The 19,666-nt window shown below is 62.1% G+C and carries 18 protein-coding genes and 1 tRNA gene; 6 read left to right on the top strand and 13 right to left on the bottom strand.

The features are described from left to right. Positions 1–9 precede the first annotated feature (9 nt). Positions 10–84: transfer RNA gene (locus AC07VI_RS25615), tRNA-Thr, on the bottom strand. Between the two features lie 65 nt (positions 85–149). Further along, complete coding sequence (argB, locus tag AC07VI_RS25620; RefSeq protein ID WP_010393729.1) at positions 150–1,043, bottom strand: acetylglutamate kinase; 894 nt, start codon at positions 1,041–1,043, stop codon at positions 150–152. A 231-nt stretch (positions 1,044–1,274) separates the two neighbouring features. Between argB and AC07VI_RS25625 the strand changes: the two genes are divergently transcribed. The 3 genes from AC07VI_RS25625 (at position 1,275) to AC07VI_RS25635 (ending at position 5,792) form a co-directional block, all read left to right on the top strand. Beyond that, on the top strand, positions 1,275–1,475 hold the full coding sequence (locus AC07VI_RS25625) for a cysteine-rich CWC family protein (protein WP_086144347.1): 201 nt from the start codon (positions 1,275–1,277) through the stop codon (positions 1,473–1,475). 95 nt (positions 1,476–1,570) lie between these two features. Then, complete coding sequence (locus AC07VI_RS25630) at positions 1,571–4,609, top strand: response regulator (protein WP_086144439.1); 3,039 nt, start codon at positions 1,571–1,573, stop codon at positions 4,607–4,609. Between the two features lie 31 nt (positions 4,610–4,640). Next, on the top strand, positions 4,641–5,792 hold the full coding sequence (locus tag AC07VI_RS25635) for a response regulator (protein WP_086144348.1): 1,152 nt from the start codon (positions 4,641–4,643) through the stop codon (positions 5,790–5,792). Between the two features lie 138 nt (positions 5,793–5,930). Here AC07VI_RS25635 and AC07VI_RS25640 read toward each other — a convergent pair whose 3' ends face one another. Then, the gene (locus AC07VI_RS25640; RefSeq protein WP_226936146.1) at positions 5,931–7,193 is read right to left on the bottom strand and encodes an extracellular catalytic domain type 1 short-chain-length polyhydroxyalkanoate depolymerase; all 1,263 of its coding nucleotides are present in this window, start codon (positions 7,191–7,193) and stop codon (positions 5,931–5,933) included. A 54-nt stretch (positions 7,194–7,247) separates the two neighbouring features. After that, positions 7,248–7,661 carry a CopG family transcriptional regulator gene (locus AC07VI_RS25645; RefSeq protein WP_086144350.1) on the bottom strand — a complete coding sequence of 138 codons (414 nt, stop codon included), beginning with the start codon at positions 7,659–7,661 and terminating at the stop codon, positions 7,248–7,250. Positions 7,662–7,939: 278 nt separating this feature from the next. Here AC07VI_RS25645 and AC07VI_RS25650 point away from each other — a divergent pair, with 278 nt between their 5' ends. The 3 genes from AC07VI_RS25650 (at position 7,940) to AC07VI_RS25660 (ending at position 10,144) form a co-directional block, all read left to right on the top strand. Then, positions 7,940–8,158, top strand: a complete 219-nt coding sequence (locus tag AC07VI_RS25650) for a DUF1289 domain-containing protein (RefSeq protein ID WP_492992072.1) — start codon at positions 7,940–7,942, stop codon at positions 8,156–8,158. Between the two features lie 8 nt (positions 8,159–8,166). After that, on the top strand, positions 8,167–9,090 hold the full coding sequence (locus tag AC07VI_RS25655) for an MBL fold metallo-hydrolase (protein WP_099374833.1): 924 nt from the start codon (positions 8,167–8,169) through the stop codon (positions 9,088–9,090). A gap of 100 nt (positions 9,091–9,190) precedes the next feature. Then, complete coding sequence (locus AC07VI_RS25660; protein WP_086144353.1) at positions 9,191–10,144, top strand: NAD(P)H-dependent flavin oxidoreductase; 954 nt, start codon at positions 9,191–9,193, stop codon at positions 10,142–10,144. 51 nt (positions 10,145–10,195) lie between these two features. Here AC07VI_RS25660 and AC07VI_RS25665 read toward each other — a convergent pair whose 3' ends face one another. The 9 genes from AC07VI_RS25665 to AC07VI_RS25705 form a co-directional block, all read right to left on the bottom strand. Further along, entirely contained in the window at positions 10,196–10,777 is a 582-nt protein-coding gene (locus AC07VI_RS25665) for a hypoxanthine-guanine phosphoribosyltransferase (protein WP_035823544.1), read from the bottom strand. 63 nt (positions 10,778–10,840) lie between these two features. Continuing rightward, positions 10,841–12,097, bottom strand: a complete 1,257-nt coding sequence (locus tag AC07VI_RS25670; RefSeq protein ID WP_492992075.1) for a phenylacetate--CoA ligase family protein — start codon at positions 12,095–12,097, stop codon at positions 10,841–10,843. Between the two features lies 1 nt (position 12,098). Next, complete coding sequence (locus AC07VI_RS25675) at positions 12,099–12,452, bottom strand: MmcQ/YjbR family DNA-binding protein (protein ID WP_086144356.1); 354 nt, start codon at positions 12,450–12,452, stop codon at positions 12,099–12,101. A gap of 15 nt (positions 12,453–12,467) precedes the next feature. Next, a complete protein-coding gene (locus tag AC07VI_RS25680) occupies positions 12,468–13,313 on the bottom strand; it encodes an ABC transporter ATP-binding protein (protein WP_086144357.1) in 846 nt (281 codons plus the stop codon). A 63-nt stretch (positions 13,314–13,376) separates the two neighbouring features. Beyond that, a complete protein-coding gene (locus AC07VI_RS25685) occupies positions 13,377–14,696 on the bottom strand; it encodes an ABC transporter substrate-binding protein (protein WP_086144358.1) in 1,320 nt (439 codons plus the stop codon). A gap of 64 nt (positions 14,697–14,760) precedes the next feature. Further along, complete coding sequence (locus AC07VI_RS25690) at positions 14,761–15,819, bottom strand: branched-chain amino acid ABC transporter permease (RefSeq protein WP_492992078.1); 1,059 nt, start codon at positions 15,817–15,819, stop codon at positions 14,761–14,763. A gap of 57 nt (positions 15,820–15,876) precedes the next feature. Then, positions 15,877–16,773, bottom strand: coding sequence for a branched-chain amino acid ABC transporter permease (locus AC07VI_RS25695; RefSeq protein WP_212592262.1), 897 nt, complete (start codon positions 16,771–16,773; stop codon positions 15,877–15,879). Between the two features lie 25 nt (positions 16,774–16,798). Further along, on the bottom strand, positions 16,799–17,614 hold the full coding sequence (locus tag AC07VI_RS25700) for an ABC transporter ATP-binding protein (RefSeq protein WP_226936144.1): 816 nt from the start codon (positions 17,612–17,614) through the stop codon (positions 16,799–16,801). A 14-nt stretch (positions 17,615–17,628) separates the two neighbouring features. Then, complete coding sequence (locus tag AC07VI_RS25705) at positions 17,629–19,560, bottom strand: AMP-binding protein (RefSeq protein WP_086144361.1); 1,932 nt, start codon at positions 19,558–19,560, stop codon at positions 17,629–17,631. Positions 19,561–19,666 lie beyond the last annotated feature (106 nt).

Raw genomic sequence — 19,666 nt, forward strand, 5'->3', positions numbered from 1 at the left:
ATATAAAGTTGGTGCCCTTGACGTGGATCGAACACGTGGCCTCTCCCTTACCAAGGGAGTGCTCTACCACTGAGCTACAAGGGCAAATTAAAAGCGGCGCCAGGTGATCTGCGCCGCCAAACTACTCGCTGTGATGCGTTGCGATTTTTTTAGTGCGAACGGATCATAGTACCAAAAGCCTGCTCGGTCAACACTTCCAGCAATAATGAGTGTTCGATGCGGCCATCGATGATGTGCACCGTATTCACGCCGGACTTGGCCGCGTCGAGCGCCGACGAGATTTTTGGCAGCATGCCGCCCGAGATCGTGCCATCGGCGAACATCTCGTCGATTTCGCGTGCCGACAGGTCGGTTACCAGGTTGCCCTGCTTGTCCTGGACGCCGGCGATGTTGGTCATCATGATCAGCTTTTCCGCCTTCAGGATTTCCGCGATCTTGCCCGCCACGACATCGGCATTGATGTTGTAAGCCTGGCCGTCCTGGCCGAAACCGATAGGCGAGATGATGGGAATGAAGGCGTCGTCCTGCAGCGCCTTGACGACGGCCGGGTTGATCGCGTCGATCTCGCCGACAAAGCCGATGTCGAGGAACTCGCCCGGATGTTCGCGGTCCGGCATCTGCATCTTGCGCGCACGGATCAAGCCGCCGTCCTTGCCTGTCAGGCCGACTGCCTGGCCGCCGTAATGGTTGATCAGCATGACGATATCCTGCTGTACTTCGCCGCCCAGCACCCACTCCACCACTTCCATGGTTTCTTCGTCGGTGATGCGCATGCCTTGCACGAAGGTGCCTTGCTTGCCGATTTTCTTGAGCGCGTTGTCAATCTGCGGTCCGCCGCCGTGCACCACGACCGGGTTCATGCCGACCAGCTTGAGCAGGATGACGTCGCGCGCGAAGCCGTGCTTCAGGCGTTCGTCCGTCATCGCGTTGCCACCGTATTTGATGACGATGGTTTTGCCATGGAAATTGCGAATGTATGGCAGGGCCTCGGCCAGAATCTGCGCCTTGATTTGCGGCGACACCGCCGTCAAGTCGTCATTCATGTCCAGGTTCAAGTTAGCTAGTTGATTCATGGCGAGTCCGGAAAATAGATTTGTGCGATTTTACAGGGAAGAAGAAAATCCTGGAGGCATTATAGGGCGATCTTGTTGTATTTTCCCTGATGATCCTATAGTCTGGGCCGATATGTCCGCCAGCCAGCCTTTTTACTGCCAGTTACATCTGCGTCGCACCCCGGTGCGACGTGTCACACACTTGCCAATTCAAACACAGCCATGAGCCAGTGCACGCGCTGCGGCGCCACGTTCCAATGCGGCCAGACTGACCTGCAAGCGGCCGGACCATGCTGGTGCACGGCCCTGCCGCCGGCCATGCCCGTGCCGGGCAGCGCCATCGGCTGCTGGTGCCCGGCCTGTCTGCAAGTCCATATTGCATCGCTGGCGCATCCCATAAAAGCGCCAACATCGGCCAAATAAGCGCATTTTCGCGCAATTCCTTTGCAATAAACCTTGCATTCCGTAGGGAAATGCGTTCAGACTTCGCTTTTAATAGTTACTTATGGGAAATTTTTATGCGTTTCAGGGATATCCGGATCGGCGTGCGCATCAATGCGGGCTATGTCATCCTGATTGTGCTGATGCTGGTCGTCATCGTGCTGTCGGGCAGCCGTATTTACGCGATCCGTGCCGAGACCGACGATATTCTGCAGCGCGACTGGGTCGCTTCCAAGGCCACCAGCAAGATCCATGGCCTGGCGCGCGAGGCTGCCACGCGCATCGCCAGCCTGCCCACCCAGCATAAGCTGGCGCTGCGCCAGGCAAATCAGGAACGCCTGGAATCGATCAAGCTTGGCATCGACGAACAGGTGCGGGTTCTCGACGGGCTCGATGCGCGGCCCGAGGAGCGGCGCCTGCTGGAGCAGATGCATCGCGCGCGCGCCGATTATTATGCCTCGCTCAAGGCGATGTTCGTGCTGGTAGAGCGCGGTGACGATGCTGGCGCGGAGCAGACGATGCAGATACAGACGCTACCCGTGCTGGAAAAGGTGCTGCTCTACGTAGGCCAGCTCGATGACCTGCAGCAGCAGCAGATCCGCGACAGCGCGGCGAGGATACGCAACGATATCGACACCTCGCTGCTGCTGATGGGCGGCATCGGCCTGGCAGCCTTGCTGATTGGCCTGGCCTTTGCCTGGTCGGCGCGCTCGATCACGCGTCCGCTGGGCGAGGCGGTGGCGATTGCCACGCGCGTGGCCAATGGCGACCTCAGTTCCGTCATCGAAGTGACGTCGCGCGACGAGACGGGCGAATTGCTGCAGGCGCTCAAGGACATGAGTACCAGCCTGGCCGTCGAGCAGGACTTGCGCCATGCCGTCGAAGTGGCCGAGGATGCGACCAAGATGAAGTCGGACTTCCTGGCCAATATGTCGCACGAGATCCGCACGCCGATGAATGGCATCATCGGCATGACCCACCTGGCGTTGCAGACCGAGCTCACGCCAACCCAGCGCAATTACCTGGAAAAGGTGGAATCGGCCTCGAAGAACCTGCTGGCCATTATCGACGATATCCTCGATTTCTCGAAGATAGAGGCGGGCAAGATGGCCTTTGAAAAAGTCGATTTCTTCCTCGAGGACGTGCTGGCGCAGATCGCCGACCTGTCCGTGATGCGCGCGCAGGACAAGGGCCTGGAGCTGCTGTTCGACGTCGCTCCCGATGTACCGAACGCCTTGCAGGGCGATCCGCTGCGCCTGGGCCAGGTGCTGATCAACCTGACCAACAATGCCATCAAATTTACGGAGAAGGGCGAGATCGTCGTCAGCATCCGCCTGCAGCAGCTGGAAGAACATGCGGCGGTGCTGCGGGTGGATGTGCGCGACACGGGCATTGGCCTGACGCCGCCCCAGCGCAGCAAGCTGTTCCAGGCATTTACCCAGGCCGATACCTCCACCACGCGCCACCACGGCGGCACGGGCCTGGGCCTGACCATCAGCAAGCGCCTGGTGGAAATGATGGAAGGCGAGATCGACCTGGAAAGCGAAGCTGGCGTGGGCAGCACCTTCTTTTTCACGGCCCGCTTCGGCCTGGCCGCCGTGCCGCGCGACAGCCTGCAGCATCCGCAGCAGTTCGAGGGGCTGCGCGTGCTGGTGGTCGACGATAACCCAAGCGCGCGTGAAATATTCGTCAATATGCTGACGGCGCTGGGCTTCGAGGCGCGCGCCGTATATGGCGGCGTGCTGGCCATCGGTGCTGTGGCGCAGGCGCGTGCCGAGGGGCGCCCGTATGGCCTCGTGCTGATGGACTGGAAGATGCCTGGCATGAACGGCCTCGATACCCTGGCCGGCATCCGCGCAGATGCCGCTGGCATCGATGCGGCGCCTGCCTGCATCATGGTGACGGCCTTCCATCGCGAAGCGCTGGTGGAGGCGGCGCGCCAGCGCGAGCTGCCGCTTGACGGTATATTGAACAAGCCGATCAGCGCCTCGACCTTGCTTGACCAGATTTCATTCGTGTTTGGCGGCGTGACGGGACAGAGCCGCAAGACGCAGCGCCAGAGCAGCTACCGCGACGACGAGCGCGCTCTGCGCGGCGCCTGGCTGTTGCTGGTGGAAGACAATGAGGTCAACCAGGAAGTGGCGCAGCATATTCTCAACGACGCGGGCATTCGCGTCGATATTGCCAGCAATGGCGCCATCGCGCTGGCGAAGATCGAAGAAAATGCGTATGACGGCGTATTGATGGATTGCCAGATGCCGGTGATGGACGGCTATCAGGCGACCCGCAAGCTGCGCCAGGATCCGCGCTACTCCAATTTGCCCGTGATTGCCATGACGGCCAATGCCATGGTTGGCGACAAGGAAAAATGCCTGGACGCCGGCATGAACGATTTCATCGCCAAGCCGATCGACGTGGCGCAGCTGTTCGGCACCCTGGCACGCTGGATTGCGCCTGCCATGCCGCAGGAAGTGAGCGTGGCGGTGGCGCTGCCGGAAGCGGAGCTGCCGGTGATCGCCGGCCTGAAAATGGCGGACGCCATGCGGCGCGTAGGCGGCAATGCCGCGTTGATGCGAAAATTGCTGGACCGTTTTGTGGAAACCCAGTTTGATGTCATGCAGCGCATCGTTGCCGCCATCGAGAACAACCAGCTGGAAACGGCGATTCGCGAAGCGCATACCCTGAAGGGCCTGGCCGGCAATATCGGCGCCGGCGGCCTGGCCGATTGCGCTGCGCGCGTCGAGCATTTGCTCAGCCTCGGCTCGCACGACGGCTTGCCGCAGGCGCTGGCCGCCTGTACCCTGGCGCTCGATGAGCTAGTGCCGAAGATCGTGCTGGCCATGCAGGCGCGTGGCAATGTGGTCGAGCCAGGTAGTGCGGTGGTGGCGCCCGTGGACCGGGTGCGCCTGGAGACTGGCTTGCGCGAACTGTCGCAGCTGCTGCAGCAGGATGATGCGCAGGCCGTCAAACACCTCGACGGCATCGGCCCTGTGCTGATCGCGGCCGGGCAGGCTGAACACGCGCGTCAGTTGAAGCGCATGCTGGGGCAATATGATTTCGAAGGTGCGCTGGCGCAGCTGGGCGAGGTGGCCGATGCGCTGGAGCTGACATTGTGAGAAGGATAATTATGCAGAGCGAAGGACGGGCATGAGAGCGCCGGCAAGCAAGCCAACCATCCTGGTGGTCGATGACACGCCAGACAATATCGACCTGCTGCGTGCGGTGCTGGAAGACGATTACCGCACCAAGATTGCCGTCAATGGCGAGCGTGCCCTGAAGATCGCCGCCGGCAGCGACCAGCCTGACCTGATCCTGCTCGACATCATGATGCCGGGCATGAGCGGCTACGATGTGTGCCGCGCGCTGAAGGCCGATCCCGCCACGGCCGGCATCCCCGTGATTTTTGTCACCGCCATGAGCGAAGTGGCCGACGAGCAGCTGGGCCTGGCCCTGGGCGCCGTCGACTACATCACCAAGCCGATTTCGGCGCCCATCGTGCTGGCGCGCATCAAGACGCAGCTGGCGATGAAGCAGATGCAGGATTTTTTGCTCGACCAGAACCAGTACCTGGAAACCGAGGTGGAGCGCCGCGTGCAGGAAGTCAAGGCGTTACAGGATGTCACCATCCATGCGATGGCGTCGCTGGCCGAGACACGCGACAGCGAGACGGGCAACCATATCCGCCGCACCTCGCACTACCTGAAGGCGCTGGCGGAAAAAGTGCGCAACTTGCCGCGCTTCCGCGCTTTTTTGACAGACAAGAATATCGAGCTGCTGTTCAAGACGGCGCCATTGCACGATATCGGCAAGGTGGGCATCCCCGACCATATCCTGCTCAAGCCGGGCCGTTTCGAGCCGCATGAAATGGCCATCATGAAGACGCACACTACGCTGGGTCGCGATGCCATCCTGGCGGCCGAGCACGAGCTGGGCATCGAGGTCGATTTCCTCAAGTACGCGAAAGAGATCGCCTACAGCCACCATGAAAAATGGGATGGCAGCGGTTATCCGCAGGGGCTGGCCGGCGAAGACATCCCGATTTCGGCGCGCCTGATGGCGCTGGCCGACGTGTATGACGCCCTGATCAGCCGACGTATCTACAAGCAGGGCATGGACCATGCGCAGGCCGTGCAGATCATCGTCGAGGGCCGCGGTTCGCACTTCGACGCCGAGATCGTCGACGCCTTCCTGCAGATCCAGGAGCAGTTCATCGCCATCTCCAACCGCTATGCCGACGGCGTGTGCGAGATCGCCGACAAGCAGCGGCAGATCGCACCATACACCGAAAACATCAGCTGACGGCCTTGAAGAAGCGCAGCTGCTTTTTGCGTCCGGCGGCTGGCGTCCGGGCCTTTGCCGTCGGTCGCATGACGGCCGCTGTCGCTGCCGCCTGATCAGGCATGGCCGGCGCCGTGCATGCCACGTCCAGATCAGTGCTTAGCTGACGGTCTTGAAGAAGCGCAGCATCTCCCGGCTGGCGTCCGGCCCTTTGCCGTCCGTGTAACTGCCGTTGTCGCTGCCGCCGGACCAGGCATGACCGGCGCCATGGATGATCCAATATTCACCCAGCGGCGAACCATCGGCCTGGCTGTGCGTGGTGCGCGTGTAGCGGTGGCCATTCGGCACGCTGCCGTCGACGGATGCGGCCTTGGCCGCCTTGCCGCCCGCCTGACTGCGCACGCCCTGGGCGATCAGTTCATCGCCATTGCGCGGGTTGACGGTGGTGTCGCGGTCGCCATGGAAGACGATGATGGGTACGCCGCCTGCCGGCGCCTGGCGCTTGGGGTTGGGCATGGCGCCGCCCTTCATGGCCGCCAGTGCCGACGGCAGGTCCTGCGCCGAGGCGAAGGGCAGACCCGAATGCACGCCCACGGCGGCAAACAGGTCCGGATACAAGGTGCCGACGATGACGGCCATGGCGCCGCCCGCCGACAGGCCGGCGACGAACACTTCGCGCTCATTGACCGGGTACTCGTCGATGACTTGCTGGGCGATGCCGGCGATCAGCGACGGCTCGCCCTGGCCGCGCTGCTGGTCGATGGCGTTGAACCAGTTCCAGCAGCGCGAACTGTTGGCGCCCTGCGTCTGCGCCGGGTAGACAACAAAACACTCCTTTTCTTCAGCCAGCGCATTCATCTGCGTGCCGGCCGCGAAATCGTCGGGATTTTGCGTACAGCCGTGCAGCATGACGACCAGCGGCATGGCCTGGCCATGATAGCTGCTGGGGATGTACAGCTTGTAGGAGCGCGTGCCCGCATGGTTGCGGTACACGCCGTCGATGAATTGGGCACCGTCGGGCACGTCCGGCGGCGCGGTGGCCGGGGTGTTGAAACCGGGCGGATGGAAATTCGGCAGCTCGAAGCTGGGCATGTCGAAGCCGTGCTGGCCCAGGCCGGCGGGCACGCCCAGGCGCGCCATGAAGTCTTGCGCGAAATCCTGCGCCGCTTGTGCCGGCGTGGGCGGCGCCGATGCCGATTCCGGCGCGGCGGCAGGCTGCGCGGCCCGGGCCGACGCTGGCGGCGGTGGTGGATTGATGTCGTGCATACGCTGCTGCGGCGGCTGCGTAGCCGTCGCCTGCGGTGTCAGGCCGGCCGCGGCCAACGCTTGCTGGATGGCTTCGGTGGCGGCGGCAGGGCCTCTGCCCATCAGCTTGCGGGTTGCTGCGCGCATTTGCGCAAACATGTTTTGAGGTAGTTTCATGACCATCCTTAACGGTGCCGCGCATCGGCCGGGCCATCGCCGCAAACCAATACGCTAGTGAATTCGCCCTGCGAGCGCCGTCTTGACGACGGTGCTGGCGTGCAGGGCACCTAATACGAAGATCGACTCGATGGTGGCCAGCGCCAGTTCCACGGAGACGTCGCTGGCGATGCTGGCCAGTCCCAGCACCTGGATCTGCAAGCGCTGGCCGGCGGCCTGGATCGCTTCCAGGTCGGCGCGCGAATAGTGCTGCATGCCCAATACCAGGCTTTTACGGGCGACGGTTTGTCTGACCACGTCGGCGTGGGTACCCAGTTGGTTGCGTATGGCCGTACGGATCAGGTCCGTACGGTTGGAATAGAATCCTTCCTGGACCAGCAGATCGATCTGCCCCAGGTCGATCAACCCCAGATTGATCGTGATTTTTTCTGATTCCCCGATTTTGGGCTTGCTGTCTTGCTTGGTCATAAGTCTCCAGAAACTCCGTGTGGCATCCAACTGCCATCTACATGGATGGTAGTATAGTTCTGAAATATCTCAAGTCAAGCAGGATCTTGGCTGATCCGGATGTAGGACAAGGTCCCGCAGAGTGACAGGACCGTGCAAAATAAATGTGCGGTAAATAATTTTTTAATAATATTTTATTTTTAAACATGTGGCGACGGAAACATTGTTGTGCTTGTTTGCCGCATCGCTGCGGCGCTTTCGCGGCATAATGAAGGTCTCACAGTCACCGATGCCGCTTCATGATGGTCGCTACCCCGCCAGTTGTTCCCGCCATGCTGGAGTCCCCCGTGCCGTCGCCCTGCGTCAGCCTGTGCAAAATGAACCGCGACAGCGGCTTATGCGAGGGCTGTTTGCGCACGCTTGACGAAATCATCGCCTGGAGCAAGGCCGACGACGACTTCAAGCGCGCCGTGTGGGCCCAGTTGCCGGGCCGCGATGCCATGATCGACTTCGACTGAGGACCACGATGCCGCGACCGCCCGCGCTGTTCCCCGATGCTGTACAGGTATTCGAGCGAGGCTGGCTGTCGTCGAATAACATCCTGTTCACAGGGAAGGATGACACGGCCCTGATCGACAGCGGCTATGTCACGCACGCGCCGCAAACCCTGGCCCTGCTGCGCCATAGCCTGGCCGGCCGACCCCTGGACCGCCTGTTCAATACGCACCTGCACTCCGACCATTGCGGCGGCAACGCGCTGCTGCAGGCCGAATACGGCTGTTATACGGCCATTCCCGCATCGGAAGCGGACAAGGTGCGCAGCTGGGACGTGGACGCCCTGAGTTTCCAGGCCACGGGCCAGCAATGCCCGCGCTTCCGCTTTGACGCCACCGTCTCGCCCGGCGATACGTTCATCCTGGCCGACCTGGCCTGGCAAGCGCTGGGCGCACCCGGCCACGACCCGCATTCCCTGATTTTTTACTGCGCAGCAGAGGGCATTCTCATTTCCGCCGACGCCCTGTGGGAAAACGGCTTTGGCGTGATCTTCCCCGAACTCGAGGGCGGTTCCGGCTTTCCGGAAGCGCGCGCCACGCTGGACCTGATCGCCGGCCTGGACGTGCGCGTCGTCATTCCCGGCCACGGGCGGCCCTTCACGGATGCCGCCGGCGCGCTGCAGCGCGCGTATTCTCGTCTCGACTACCTGGCGTCCGACCCCGTGCGCAACGCGCAGAATGCGGTGAAAGTACTGCTGAAATTCCTGCTGCTGGAACGCCGGCGCATCGCCCTGGCCGAGGTGCCGGCCCTGTTGCGCGGCATGCCCGTCTTCGAAGAGGCCAACCGGCGCTTCCTGCGCCAGGAAGCGGCCGCGCTGGCCGAGTGGGCCGTTGCGCAGCTATGCAGAGCGGCAGCGGCACGCGTCGAGGGTGAGTACTTGCTCAATGAGGGGTGAGACGGACTTTCGATAAATTCAGCACGATCGTACTTTTTCTGCACTATAATCGACGTTCAGTGTGTCTTTCACGTCCGATCAACTTTCCAGCGAGTCCGCCATGGCATTGCCTGTTGCGTTGCAAAACCTCTCCTTACCCGTTATCGCCTCGCCGATGTTCATCGCCAGCGGCCCGGCCCTCGTCGCGGCGCAGTGCAAGGCCGGCATCGTCGGTTCCTTCCCGGCCCTCAACGCGCGTCCCGCCGAACTGCTCGACACCTGGCTCACGGACTTGCAAGCCGAACTGGCAGCCTTCCAGGCCGCCAACCCCGATAAAAAAGTGGGACCGATCGCCGTCAATCAGATCGTGCACCAGTCGAACGACAGACTGGCGCATGACGTGGCCGTGTGCGTAAAACACCAGATTCCCATCATCATTTCCTCGCTGCGCGCGCCGCCCAAGGAAATGCTCGACGCCATCCACAGCTATGGCGGCATCGTGCTGCATGACGTGATTTCGATCCGCCACGCGAAAAAGGCGCTGGAAGCGGGCGTCGATGGCTTGATCCTGGTCGCCAGCGGCGCCGGCGGCCACGCGGGTACCCTGTCGCCGTTCGCGCTGGTAGGCGAAGTGCGCAAATTCTTCGACGGTCCGCTGGCGCTGTCAGGCTCCATCGCCACGGGCGACGCCGTGCTGGCCGCGCAAGCGATGGGCGCCGACTTCGCCTACATCGGCTCGCGCTGGCTGGCGACCAAGGAGTCGAACGTCAGCGACGGCTACCGCGACGCCATCGTCGACTCAAGTGCAGCGGACATCGTCTACACGAACCTGTTTACGGGCGTGCACGGCAATTACCTGAAAAAATCGATCGAAGCGGCCGGACTCGATCCGGAAGCTCTGCCTGAAGCAGACAAGAGCGCGATGAATTTTGGCTCCGGCAGCGCGAAGGCCTGGCGCGATATCTGGGGCGCAGGCCAGGGCGTGGGCTTGATGGATGACGTGCCGAGCGTAGCGGAGATGGTGGCGCGCCTGAAGGCGGAATACGAGGCGGCGCGCGCGCGGCTAAAGCTGTAAGGTTGGTGGGAACAGCGGATGGCGCGGCATGCCGCACCATCCGGGCCATCCTTATTCCTGCTTCAAGTCTTCTGGCTTGATGGCCCACAAACCCGGCAGGTTGCGCCAGTAGCCGTATGCATCCATGCCGAAGCCGACGACGAAGCGGTTCGGGATCACCAGGCCGACGATGTCGGCTTGCACGGGCTTTTTCTTGCCGATGGCCTTGTCGGCAAAGACGGCCAGGATGACTTCCGAAGCGCCCATGTCCAGCAAACGCTGCTTGACGTGCGCCAGGGTTTCGCCTTCGTCGAGAATATCATCGAGCACGATGACGGTGCGGCCCGCCACGTTCGAGCGGGGGATGACTTTCCATACCACTTCGCCGCCCTTGTCATCGTCGCCGTAGCGGCTCACATGGATGTAGTCGAATTCGAGCGGAAAGCTCAGTTGCGGCAGCAGATTGCCCGTAAACACGACGGCGCCGCCCATCACGCCCAGCACCAGCGGGAACTCTTTCGAATCTTCGGCGTTGAAGCGCGTGTTGAGCACGTCGGCCATGCGCGTGATCGACGCCTGCACGGTATCTTGGTCGAACAGCAGTTCCGCGTTCTTGATCAGGTCACGGGCACGGTTGTGATGAAATTCTTGCATGGACTCTTGCATGGCGATGAATGGGGCTGATGGTCAATGCCGGTATTATCCCGCAAATCGGCCTTATTTGTAATCGCGCATGTCGTCGATGATTCTCCCATCCTGCGCCAGGCTGCCCACCGCCACCAGCGCCACTTCGCCGCGCAACTTGGTCAGTTCGCGGATCGAGCCGACGATGGCCTCGACGCCGCTGGCGTCGCGCGGATCGTCGACTTCGCAATGCAAGGTCATCTCGTCGTTGGCCATGCGCCCCGACACCACCAGCCGCGCCTTTTTGATCTGCGGGTGGCGGCGCACGATCTCGTGCACCTGCGACGGGTGCACGAACATGGCGCGCACCTTGGTGGTCTGGTCGGCGCGCCCCATCCAGCCTTTGATGCGCGTATTCGTGCGCCCGCAAGGCGAAGCGGGGACGTCCGTCAGCACGGCCGACAGATCGCCCGTGGCAAAGCGGATCAGCGGGTAATCGGCATTGAAGACGGTGACCACCACTTCGCCCACCTCGCCCGGTGCGACGGGAATACCGCTGCCGGGATGGACGATCTCGAGCAGCACGTTCTCGTCGATGACCATGCCCGGATTAAGCTTGCCATTGCTGGCCGTTTCATAGGCAATGCTGCCGATATCGGCCGAGGCATAGGTCTGGAACACGTGCGGTACGCCGTTCTCGGCAAACCAGCTGCGCAAGGATTCGGGCAAGGCTTCCGCGCCCATCAGGGCTTTGGTGACGCTGCTGATGTCGGCGCCCATTTCGCGCGCCTTCTCGATGATCAGTTTTAAAAATGAGGGCGTGCCGATATACGTGTCCGGCTTGAGGTCGGCCATCGCCTGCACCTGCATTTCCGTCTGGCCGATGCCGGCCGGGATGACGGTGCAGCCGATGCGCGCGGCCCCTCCTTCAACCATGAAGGCTGCCGGCGTGAAGTGATACGAAAAGCAGTTCTGCAGCAGGCCGCCGGCGCGCACGCCGGCCGCATACATGGGGCGCGCGAAGCGCCACCAGTCGGGGCCGCGGCCTTCGGGATCGAAGATGGGGCCGGGCGAGACGAATACGCGCGACAGGGCGTTTTTCGGCGTCGTGTTCAAGCCGCCGAACGGCAGTTGCGCGTGCTGCAATTGCTTCAGGTCGGACTTGCGCGTGACGGGCAGCTGCGCCAGCGCGGCGCGGCTGGTGACGTTGGCCGCGTTGACGCCATTGAGGATGCGGGCCCAGCCCGGCGCCTGTTGCGCGCGCGCGATCAGCTGCGGCAGGCCGGCCATCAATTCGCGTTCACGCGCTTCGGGGGCGCGTGCTTCCAGACTGTCGAGCGTATCGGTCATGTTACGGATTCTCCAATGTCAACTGCAGTTTTTTCGTCAGCCTGGAAACGATCAGGCGGTAGGAGCGGTGCAGCAGGGCCGCCATTTCAGCGTCGCCGAGGGCGTCGGGGCTGGCGATATGCACCCATCTGGCCCGTGCCAGGTAGGGCGCGGGGCGGATACCGGGACGGTCCGTCAATTCCAGGAAGCGTTCGGCATCGACCTTGAAGCTCATGCCGCGCGTGCTGTGCGCTTCCGCGCCGCACAGGGCGAACATCTTGCCGCCGACGCAAAACGCCAGCACATTCGTCCATTTGATGTCTTCGGTCGCACCGGGAAAGCCGCGGCACACTTCTTTCGCCCGTTCCAGATCCATGGCGTCCCTCTGTCCTCAGGCCAGCCAGCGCTTGCGGCGGCGGTAGAACTTCATGTCGCGGAAGCTCTTGCGCCCGGCACCGGAGACGCCCAGGTAAAACTCCTTGACGTCTTCGTTGCTGGCCAGTTCCCGGGCTTGCCCTTCCATCACGACACGGCCGTTTTCCAGGATGTAGCCGAAGTCGGCGTAGCGCAGGGCCACGTTGGTGTTCTGCTCGGCCAGCAGGAAAGAGACGTTTTCCTTGTGGTTCAAATCCTTGACGATACCGAAGATCTCCTCGACGATTTGCGGCGCGATGCCCATCGAGGGTTCGTCCAACAAAATCATCGAGGGCTTGGCCATCAGCGCGCGGCCGATGGCGCACATCTGCTGCTCGCCGCCCGAGGTGTAGCCGGCCTGACTGGCGCGCCGTGTTTTGAGGCGCGGGAAATAGTGATACACCTTCTCCAGCGCGTCTTTCAGCTCGCCGCGCGACAGGCTGCGCGTGTAGGCGCCTGTCAGCAGGTTTTCCTCGATCGTCAGGTGGCCGAAACAGTGGCGGCCTTCCATCACCTGCGACAGGCCGCGCCTGACCAGCTCATTCGGCGTCAGTTGGTCCACGCGCTCGCCCTTGAACTGGACCTCGCCCTTGGTGACGTCACCGCGCTCGCCGCGCAGCAGGGTCGAGATGGTCTTCAGCGTGGTCGACTTGCCGGCGCCGTTGGCGCCCAGCAGGGCCACGATCTTGCCTTGCGGGACCTGCAGCGACACGCCTTTCAAGACCAGGATCACATGGTCGTAAATGACTTCGATATTGTTGACCGACAGGTAGGGCGGCGGCGCGTCTACCTTGATCGGGGATTGCGTGGCAGTGTGGCTCATGGCTGCTTCTTTAAAATGTTAAACACGGGACCGGCGCGTCGGCACCGATCCGGTTCCAGTGGCTTACTTCATGCACGCCGGCGTGATCTTTTTCTCTTCCGCGTACTTGCCTGACGATTCCTCGACCAGCTTGCGCACCAGGGCCTTGTCGCCGACGATCCATTTCGGCGTGATGGCGGTCCATTTCTTGCCATCCCACTGCTGTACTTTCACGGCGCCCGAGCCTTCATGGTCGTCGCAGCTGGTTTTCACGGTGGGGAACATGCCCAGCGCGCCCACGGCCTTCTGGCGCGCATCGTCGACGTTCAGGTTTTCCAGGCCCCAGCGCATCTGCTCGCCCGTGATCGGCTTGCCCTTGCCGAATTTTTCCTGCGCCGTGCGGATCGCTTCCACCCACAGGATGCCGGCCGTCACGCCGCGCATGTGGTAGACGGAGCCGATGCGCGACTGGTCGGACAGATTGCCCTTGCCGGAGGCGTAGAGTTTCTTGCGGATGTCGTCGAGCACGGGGTAATTGCCCGGCGTATTGAACGTCATCGCCGTGTAACCCTTGGCCGCGTCGCCCGATGGAATCGTGTCTTCCTCGGAGCCGGCCCACCAGACGCCCAGCATCTTGTCGCGCGGGAAGCCGTTGCGTTGCGCCGTCTTGATGGCGACGGAGTTCATCACGCCCCAGCCCCACAGGATCACGTGGTCCGGCTTGGCCTGGCGGATCTGCAGCCATTGCGATTGCTGTTCGCTGCCGGGCGGCGCGACGGGAATCTTGATCAGCTCGAAGCCGTACTGTTTCGACAGCGCTTCGAGCACGGGCAGCGGCTCCTTGCCGAAGGCCGAATCGTGGTACAGGTGGACGATCTTCTTGCCTTTCAGCTTGTCCATGCCGCCATCCTTGTCGCCCAAATACTTGATCATGGCGGCGGCCTGGCTCCAGTAGCTGGAGATCAGCGGATACACGTAGGGGAAGACCTTGCCGTTGGCGGCATCCGAGCGGCCGTAGCCGATCATCGTCATCGGGATCTTGTCCTGCGCCACGCGGTCGAGGATGCCGTAGGCGACGCCCGTGGACAGGGTTTCGACCAGGGTGGCGCCGCCCTGCTTGGTTTTCAGGCGTTCATAGCATTCGACGCCGCGCGACGGGTTGTATTCGGTTTCGCATTCCTCCCAGCTGATCTTGACGCCATTGACGCCGCCGGCCTGGTTGACCAGGTTGAAGTAGTCGATGATGCCGCCGTAGAAGCCGGAGCCGCCGGCCGCGTATGGACCCACGCGGTAGGACGGCAGGGCGATGTACTGTTCCTTGTCCTGCGCCTGCGCACTGCCGGCCATGGTAAGTGCGGCACTGGCGATGGCGGCGGCCAGCATGAGCGATTTGATGTGTTTCATTGTGTCTCCTCTTGTTTTATTTGGTTTTCAACAGAACCGACATCTGACTGCAAGGTACAAATTCCTAGTGCGGGAAAGGCCACAACCTGAGCTTTTCCTTGGCGATCTGCCACAGCCTGGCCAGGCCGTGTGGTTCGACGATCAGGAAGAAGATGATCAGCGCGCCGAACACCATCAGTTCCAGGTTCGAGGCCACGCTGGTGGGCAGCGCCAGGCCATGCGCGATGGTGTTCAGGAAGACGGGCAGCAGCACGATGAAGGCCGCGCCCAGAAAGGAGCCTAAAATCGAACCGACGCCGCCAATGATGATCATGAACAGGATGCGGAAGGACAGGTCCAGGTTGTACGCTTCCGGTTCTACCGTGCCCAGGTAGGCGTACGCATACAGCGCGCCGGCCACGCCGCAGTAAAACGAGCTGACGGCGAACGCCAGCAGCTTGGTGCGCATCAATCTGAAACCGATCACTTCTGCCGCCATGTCCATGTCGCGCACGGCCATCCATGAACGGCCCACGTTTGAGCGGATCATGTTCTTGGCCAGCAACGCCATGCCGGCGACGATGGCCAGCACCAGCAGGTATTTGCTTTGTGGCGTGTCGAACTGGTAGCCGAGGATGCTCATTTTCTGTACCGTGATCACGCCCGAGGAACTGTAGTTGGTCAGATACGGGATCTTGGTCAGGCACCAGACAACGAAGAACTGCGTCGCCAGCGTGGAGGCTGCCAGGTAGAAGCCGCGGATGCGCAAGGAGGGCAGGCCGAAGGCGATGCCCACCGTGGCCGCGCACAGGCCGCCCAGGATGAAGGACACCAGCAGCGGCAGGCCAGGCAGGCGCGCCATGAAGTTGTATGAGGCGAAGGCACCGACGGCCATGAAGGCGGCCGTGCCCAGCGACAGCTGGCCCGCGTAACCGGTCAGGATGTTCAGTCCCAGCGCGGCCAGGGCGAAGATCAGGAAGGGAATCATGATCGCCGACAGCAGATAGGGCGAGGCGAAATACGGCAGGAGGAAGACGGCGGCTAGCAGCGTGCCCGTCAGCGCCAGGCGGTCTTGCCGGATCGGGAAGATCTGGTTGTCGGCCTGGTAGCTGGTCTTGAATTGTCCTGCTTCACGGTAAATCATGGCGTGTCCTTTGTGATGGAGCGGTAGCGTTGTGCGTGGTGTGCATGGTGTGCGTCATCAGATCCGCCGGATGATCTTCTCGCCGAACAGGCCTTCCGGGCGCACCAGCAGGAACAGCAGGGCCAGCACATACGGGAACCAGCCTTCGATGCCGCCGCCGACCATGGGGCCGATATAGACTTCGGCCAGTTTTTCAGAGGCGCCGATGATCAGGCCGCCGACGATGGCGCCCGGCACCGAGGTAAAGCCGCCGAGGATCAGCACCGGCAAGGCTTTGAGGGCGACGAAGGTGAGGGCGAACTGCACGCCGTTGCGGGCGCCCCACAGCAAGCCTGCCACCAGGGCCACCAGGCCCGCCACGCCCCAGACCACGGCCCAGATGCGCTGCAAAGGGATACCCACGGCAAGCGCCGCCTGGTGGTCGTCGGCGACGGCGCGCAGGGCGCGGCCTACCTTGGTTTTCGAGAACAGCAGGGCCAGGCAAATGACCAGCACCGCGCAGACGCCGGCAGCCACCATGTCGAATTGCGAAATGTTGATGTCGAAGTGGTCCATCAGGAACTGCATCGGCACGTCCTCGATCGGCAGGTCCAGCTTGTGCACCTGCGAACCCCACATCAGCTGCGCCAGGCCCTCGATGAAAAAGGTCAGGCCGATGGTGGCCATGAAGAGGGTGATTTCGGGCTGGTTGACGAGCGGGCGCAAGACCACCCTTTCAATCGCCATGCCCAGGACTATCATGGTGAGCATCGTCAGCGGGATGGCCAGCCACAGCGACAGGCCGAACTTGTCCATGATGCCGACGCAGGTCAGGGCGGCGAAGAACACCATCGCGCCCTGCGCGAAGTTGAACACGCCCGAGGCCTTGTAGATCAGGACGAAGCCGATCGCCACCAGCGCATACATGACGCCCGACAGCAGGCCGCCGATCAGCACTTCAAAGAAAAAATTGATATTCATTGCTGTTCCTTGTCTGGTGCTAGTGCGCGACACCCAAATACGCGTTGATGACATCCTGATTGCTGCGCACCTCGTCGGGCGTGCCATCGCCGATTTTCTTGCCGTAGTCGAGCACTACCACGCGGTCGCAGATATCCATCACCACGCCCATGTCGTGCTCGATCAGCACGATGGTCGTGCCCAGCTGGTCGTTGACGTCGAGGATGAAGCGGCACATGTCCTGTTTTTCCTCCACGTTCATGCCGGCCATCGGCTCGTCCAGCAGCAAAATTTCCGGTTCGGCCACCAGCGCGCGGCCCAGTTCCACGCGCTTTTGCAGGCCGTAGGGCAGGCGTCCCACGGGCGTCTTGCGGATGGCCTGGATTTCCAGGAAGTCGATGATTTCTTCGGCCTTCTTGCGGTGCTCGATTTCCTCGCGCCGCGCCGGGCCCCAGTACAGGGCTTGCAAGAGGAAATTCGACTTCATTTTCAGGTTACGCCCCGTCATGATGTTGTCCAGCACCGTCATGCCCTTGAACAGGGCGATGTTCTGGAAGGTGCGCGCAATGCCGGACTTGGCGGCCGCATAGCAATCCATGCCGCGCCGGTGTTCGCCCCGGTAGATGATCTCGCCCTGCTGCGGACGGTACACGCCGTTGATCACGTTGAGCATCGAACTTTTGCCGGCGCCGTTCGGGCCGATGATGGCACGGATTTCATGCTGCCTGACGTCGAAGGAGATATCGGTCAGCGCCTTCACGCCGCCGAACGACAGCGAGATGTTCTTCAGGTCGAGGATCACGGGACCGGTCTTGCGGGCCGTGCCGAAATGGGCGTCGGGTTCGTTCATTTGCATCGTGCTGTGCTCCATCATGCAGCCAGGCCCAGGGCCGGATACGTTTTGCTGTCCCAGATCTGCAGGTCGGCGCTGGTCGAACCGATGCGGCCATCCTCGAACTTCACCTGGGTCTCGATGTATTGCGTTGCCTTGCCCTCATACAGGGCGGCAATGAGCACCGCGTATTTTTCGGCGATGAACTTGCGGCGCACCTTGCGCGTGCGGGTCAGTTCGTCGTCGTCCGGATCGAGTTCCTTGTGCAGCACCAGGAAGCGGTGTACCTGCGTGCGTTCCATCAAGGGGTCGGCCGCCAGTTCCGCGTTCATTTGCTCGATGCAGTCGCGAATCAGGCCATATGTCTCGGTGCGGGCCGCCAGGTCGGTGTAGCCGGAATAGGCGATGCCGCGCCGCTCGGACCAGTTGCCCACTGCTTCGATGTCGATATTGATGAAGGCACAGACCTGGTCGCGCGCATGGCCGAAAGCCACCACCTCCTTGATGAAGGGGAAAAACTTGAGCTTGTTCTCGATGTAGTTGGGGGCGAAGATGGCACCGCAATTCATCTTGCCCACGTCGGCCGCGCGGTCGATGATTTTCAGGTGGCCTTCGCTGTCGAACACGCCCGCGTCGCCCGTATGGAAATAGCCGTCGTCGTCGATCACTTCGGCTGTCGCATCGGGACGCTTGAAGTAGCCGCTCATGGTGGCCGGCGACTTGACCAGCACTTCGCCGTTGTGCGCCAGCTTGACTTCCACGCCCGGCGCCGGCAAGCCTACGCTGTCGAACTTGATATTGCCATCCGGTTGCAGACATACGTAGGCGCACGTTTCGGTGGAGCCATACAGCTGCTTGAGGTTGACGCCGATGGAGCGGTAGAAGCGGAACAGGTCGGGGCCGATGGCGGCGCCGGCCGTATAGGCGACGCGCACGCGCGACAGTCCGAGCACGTTTTTCAGGGGACCGTAGACCAGCAGGTCGCCCAGCTTGTAGCTGAGACGGTCAGCCAGCGAAACCGGCTTGCCATCCAGAATCTGCGCGCCGCAGCGTTTGGCGACGTCCATGAAATGCCTGAACATGTGGCGCTTGATGCTGCTCGCATCTTCCATGCGTATCATCACGCTGGTGAGCATGTTCTCGAACACGCGCGGAGGGGCAAAATAGCAGGTGGGGCCGATTTCGCGCATGTCGATCATCACCGTATCGCCCGACTCGGGGCAGTTGACGGTGAAGCCTGCCACCATGGCCTGTGCCAGCGAGAACAGGCAGTCGCCGACCCACGCCATGGGCAGGTAGGAGAGGATGTCTTCATCGTCCGTGAGCTTGTCGAAGGCGACGCAGCCAACGCCTGCGGCCAGCAGTGCGGCGTGGCTTTGGCACACGCCTTTCGGCTTGCCGGTGGTGCCCGAGGTGTACAGCATGACGGCCGAATCCTGACCGTTACCCAGCTCCACGGAAGCGTCGAAAAAGCCCGGATGTTCGCGATCGTAGACCCGGCCCAGCGCCTGCAGGCCGGCGAAGGAAATCAGCTCCGGCTGGCGGTAGTGGCGCATGCCGCGTTCATCGTCATAGGCGATGTGGGTGATGTGCGGGTACAGCGCCTTGAGTTCGAGCAGCTTGTCGACCTGTTCCTGGTCTTCGACGATGGCGTAATGGATTTCCGCATCCTGCAGCACATAGGCCATGTCGGCGGCCGGCGCATCCTGGTACAGTGGCACCGGCACGCCGCCCAGGCTTTGCGCGGCCAGCATGGCCCAGTACAGGCGCGGGCGGTTGTCGCCGATGATGGCCAGGTTCATGCCGCGCTGGAAACCGATGGCCGCCAGACCGCAGGCCAGCGCACGTACCTCGTCATTGACCTGGGACCAGCTCCAGGTTTGCCAGATGCCCAGGTGTTTTTCGCGAAATGCGGGCTTGTCAGCGCGGATTGCTCCGTGTTGCAATAAGCGCCGCGGAAAAGTTGGCATTGCTGCCGTGGTCGTTGTATGCACCAGTGTCTCCCTGTTGCGTGTCTCAGGCGCCACCTCGTCGTGTGGCGCTCTGTGTTTTTTATGTGTGCTGCGTTTGTGTAAT

It is taken from the genome of Janthinobacterium sp. GW821-FHT03A03, assembly GCF_059421435.1.

What these genes read in the sequence shown, in the direction of transcription:
- argB (WP_010393729.1), bottom strand. Translation starts at nt 1,043, where the DNA reads ATGAATGACGACTTGACGGCGGTGTCGCCGCAAATCAAGGCGCAGATT.
- AC07VI_RS25625 (WP_086144347.1), top strand. Translation starts at nt 1,275, where the DNA reads ATGAGCCAGTGCACGCGCTGCGGCGCCACGTTCCAATGCGGCCAGACT.
- AC07VI_RS25630 (WP_086144439.1), top strand. Translation starts at nt 1,571, where the DNA reads ATGCGTTTCAGGGATATCCGGATCGGCGTGCGCATCAATGCGGGCTAT.
- AC07VI_RS25635 (WP_086144348.1), top strand. Translation starts at nt 4,641, where the DNA reads ATGAGAGCGCCGGCAAGCAAGCCAACCATCCTGGTGGTCGATGACACG.
- AC07VI_RS25640 (WP_226936146.1), bottom strand. Translation starts at nt 7,193, where the DNA reads ATGAAACTACCTCAAAACATGTTTGCGCAAATGCGCGCAGCAACCCGC.
- AC07VI_RS25645 (WP_086144350.1), bottom strand. Translation starts at nt 7,661, where the DNA reads ATGACCAAGCAAGACAGCAAGCCCAAAATCGGGGAATCAGAAAAAATC.
- AC07VI_RS25650 (WP_492992072.1), top strand. Translation starts at nt 7,940, where the DNA reads ATGATGGTCGCTACCCCGCCAGTTGTTCCCGCCATGCTGGAGTCCCCC.
- AC07VI_RS25655 (WP_099374833.1), top strand. Translation starts at nt 8,167, where the DNA reads ATGCCGCGACCGCCCGCGCTGTTCCCCGATGCTGTACAGGTATTCGAG.
- AC07VI_RS25660 (WP_086144353.1), top strand. Translation starts at nt 9,191, where the DNA reads ATGGCATTGCCTGTTGCGTTGCAAAACCTCTCCTTACCCGTTATCGCC.
- AC07VI_RS25665 (WP_035823544.1), bottom strand. Translation starts at nt 10,777, where the DNA reads ATGCAAGAATTTCATCACAACCGTGCCCGTGACCTGATCAAGAACGCG.
- AC07VI_RS25670 (WP_492992075.1), bottom strand. Translation starts at nt 12,097, where the DNA reads ATGACCGATACGCTCGACAGTCTGGAAGCACGCGCCCCCGAAGCGCGT.
- AC07VI_RS25675 (WP_086144356.1), bottom strand. Translation starts at nt 12,452, where the DNA reads ATGGATCTGGAACGGGCGAAAGAAGTGTGCCGCGGCTTTCCCGGTGCG.
- AC07VI_RS25680 (WP_086144357.1), bottom strand. Translation starts at nt 13,313, where the DNA reads ATGAGCCACACTGCCACGCAATCCCCGATCAAGGTAGACGCGCCGCCG.
- AC07VI_RS25685 (WP_086144358.1), bottom strand. Translation starts at nt 14,696, where the DNA reads ATGAAACACATCAAATCGCTCATGCTGGCCGCCGCCATCGCCAGTGCC.
- AC07VI_RS25690 (WP_492992078.1), bottom strand. Translation starts at nt 15,819, where the DNA reads ATGATTTACCGTGAAGCAGGACAATTCAAGACCAGCTACCAGGCCGAC.
- AC07VI_RS25700 (WP_226936144.1), bottom strand. Translation starts at nt 17,614, where the DNA reads ATGCAAATGAACGAACCCGACGCCCATTTCGGCACGGCCCGCAAGACC.
- AC07VI_RS25705 (WP_086144361.1), bottom strand. Translation starts at nt 19,560, where the DNA reads ATGCCAACTTTTCCGCGGCGCTTATTGCAACACGGAGCAATCCGCGCT.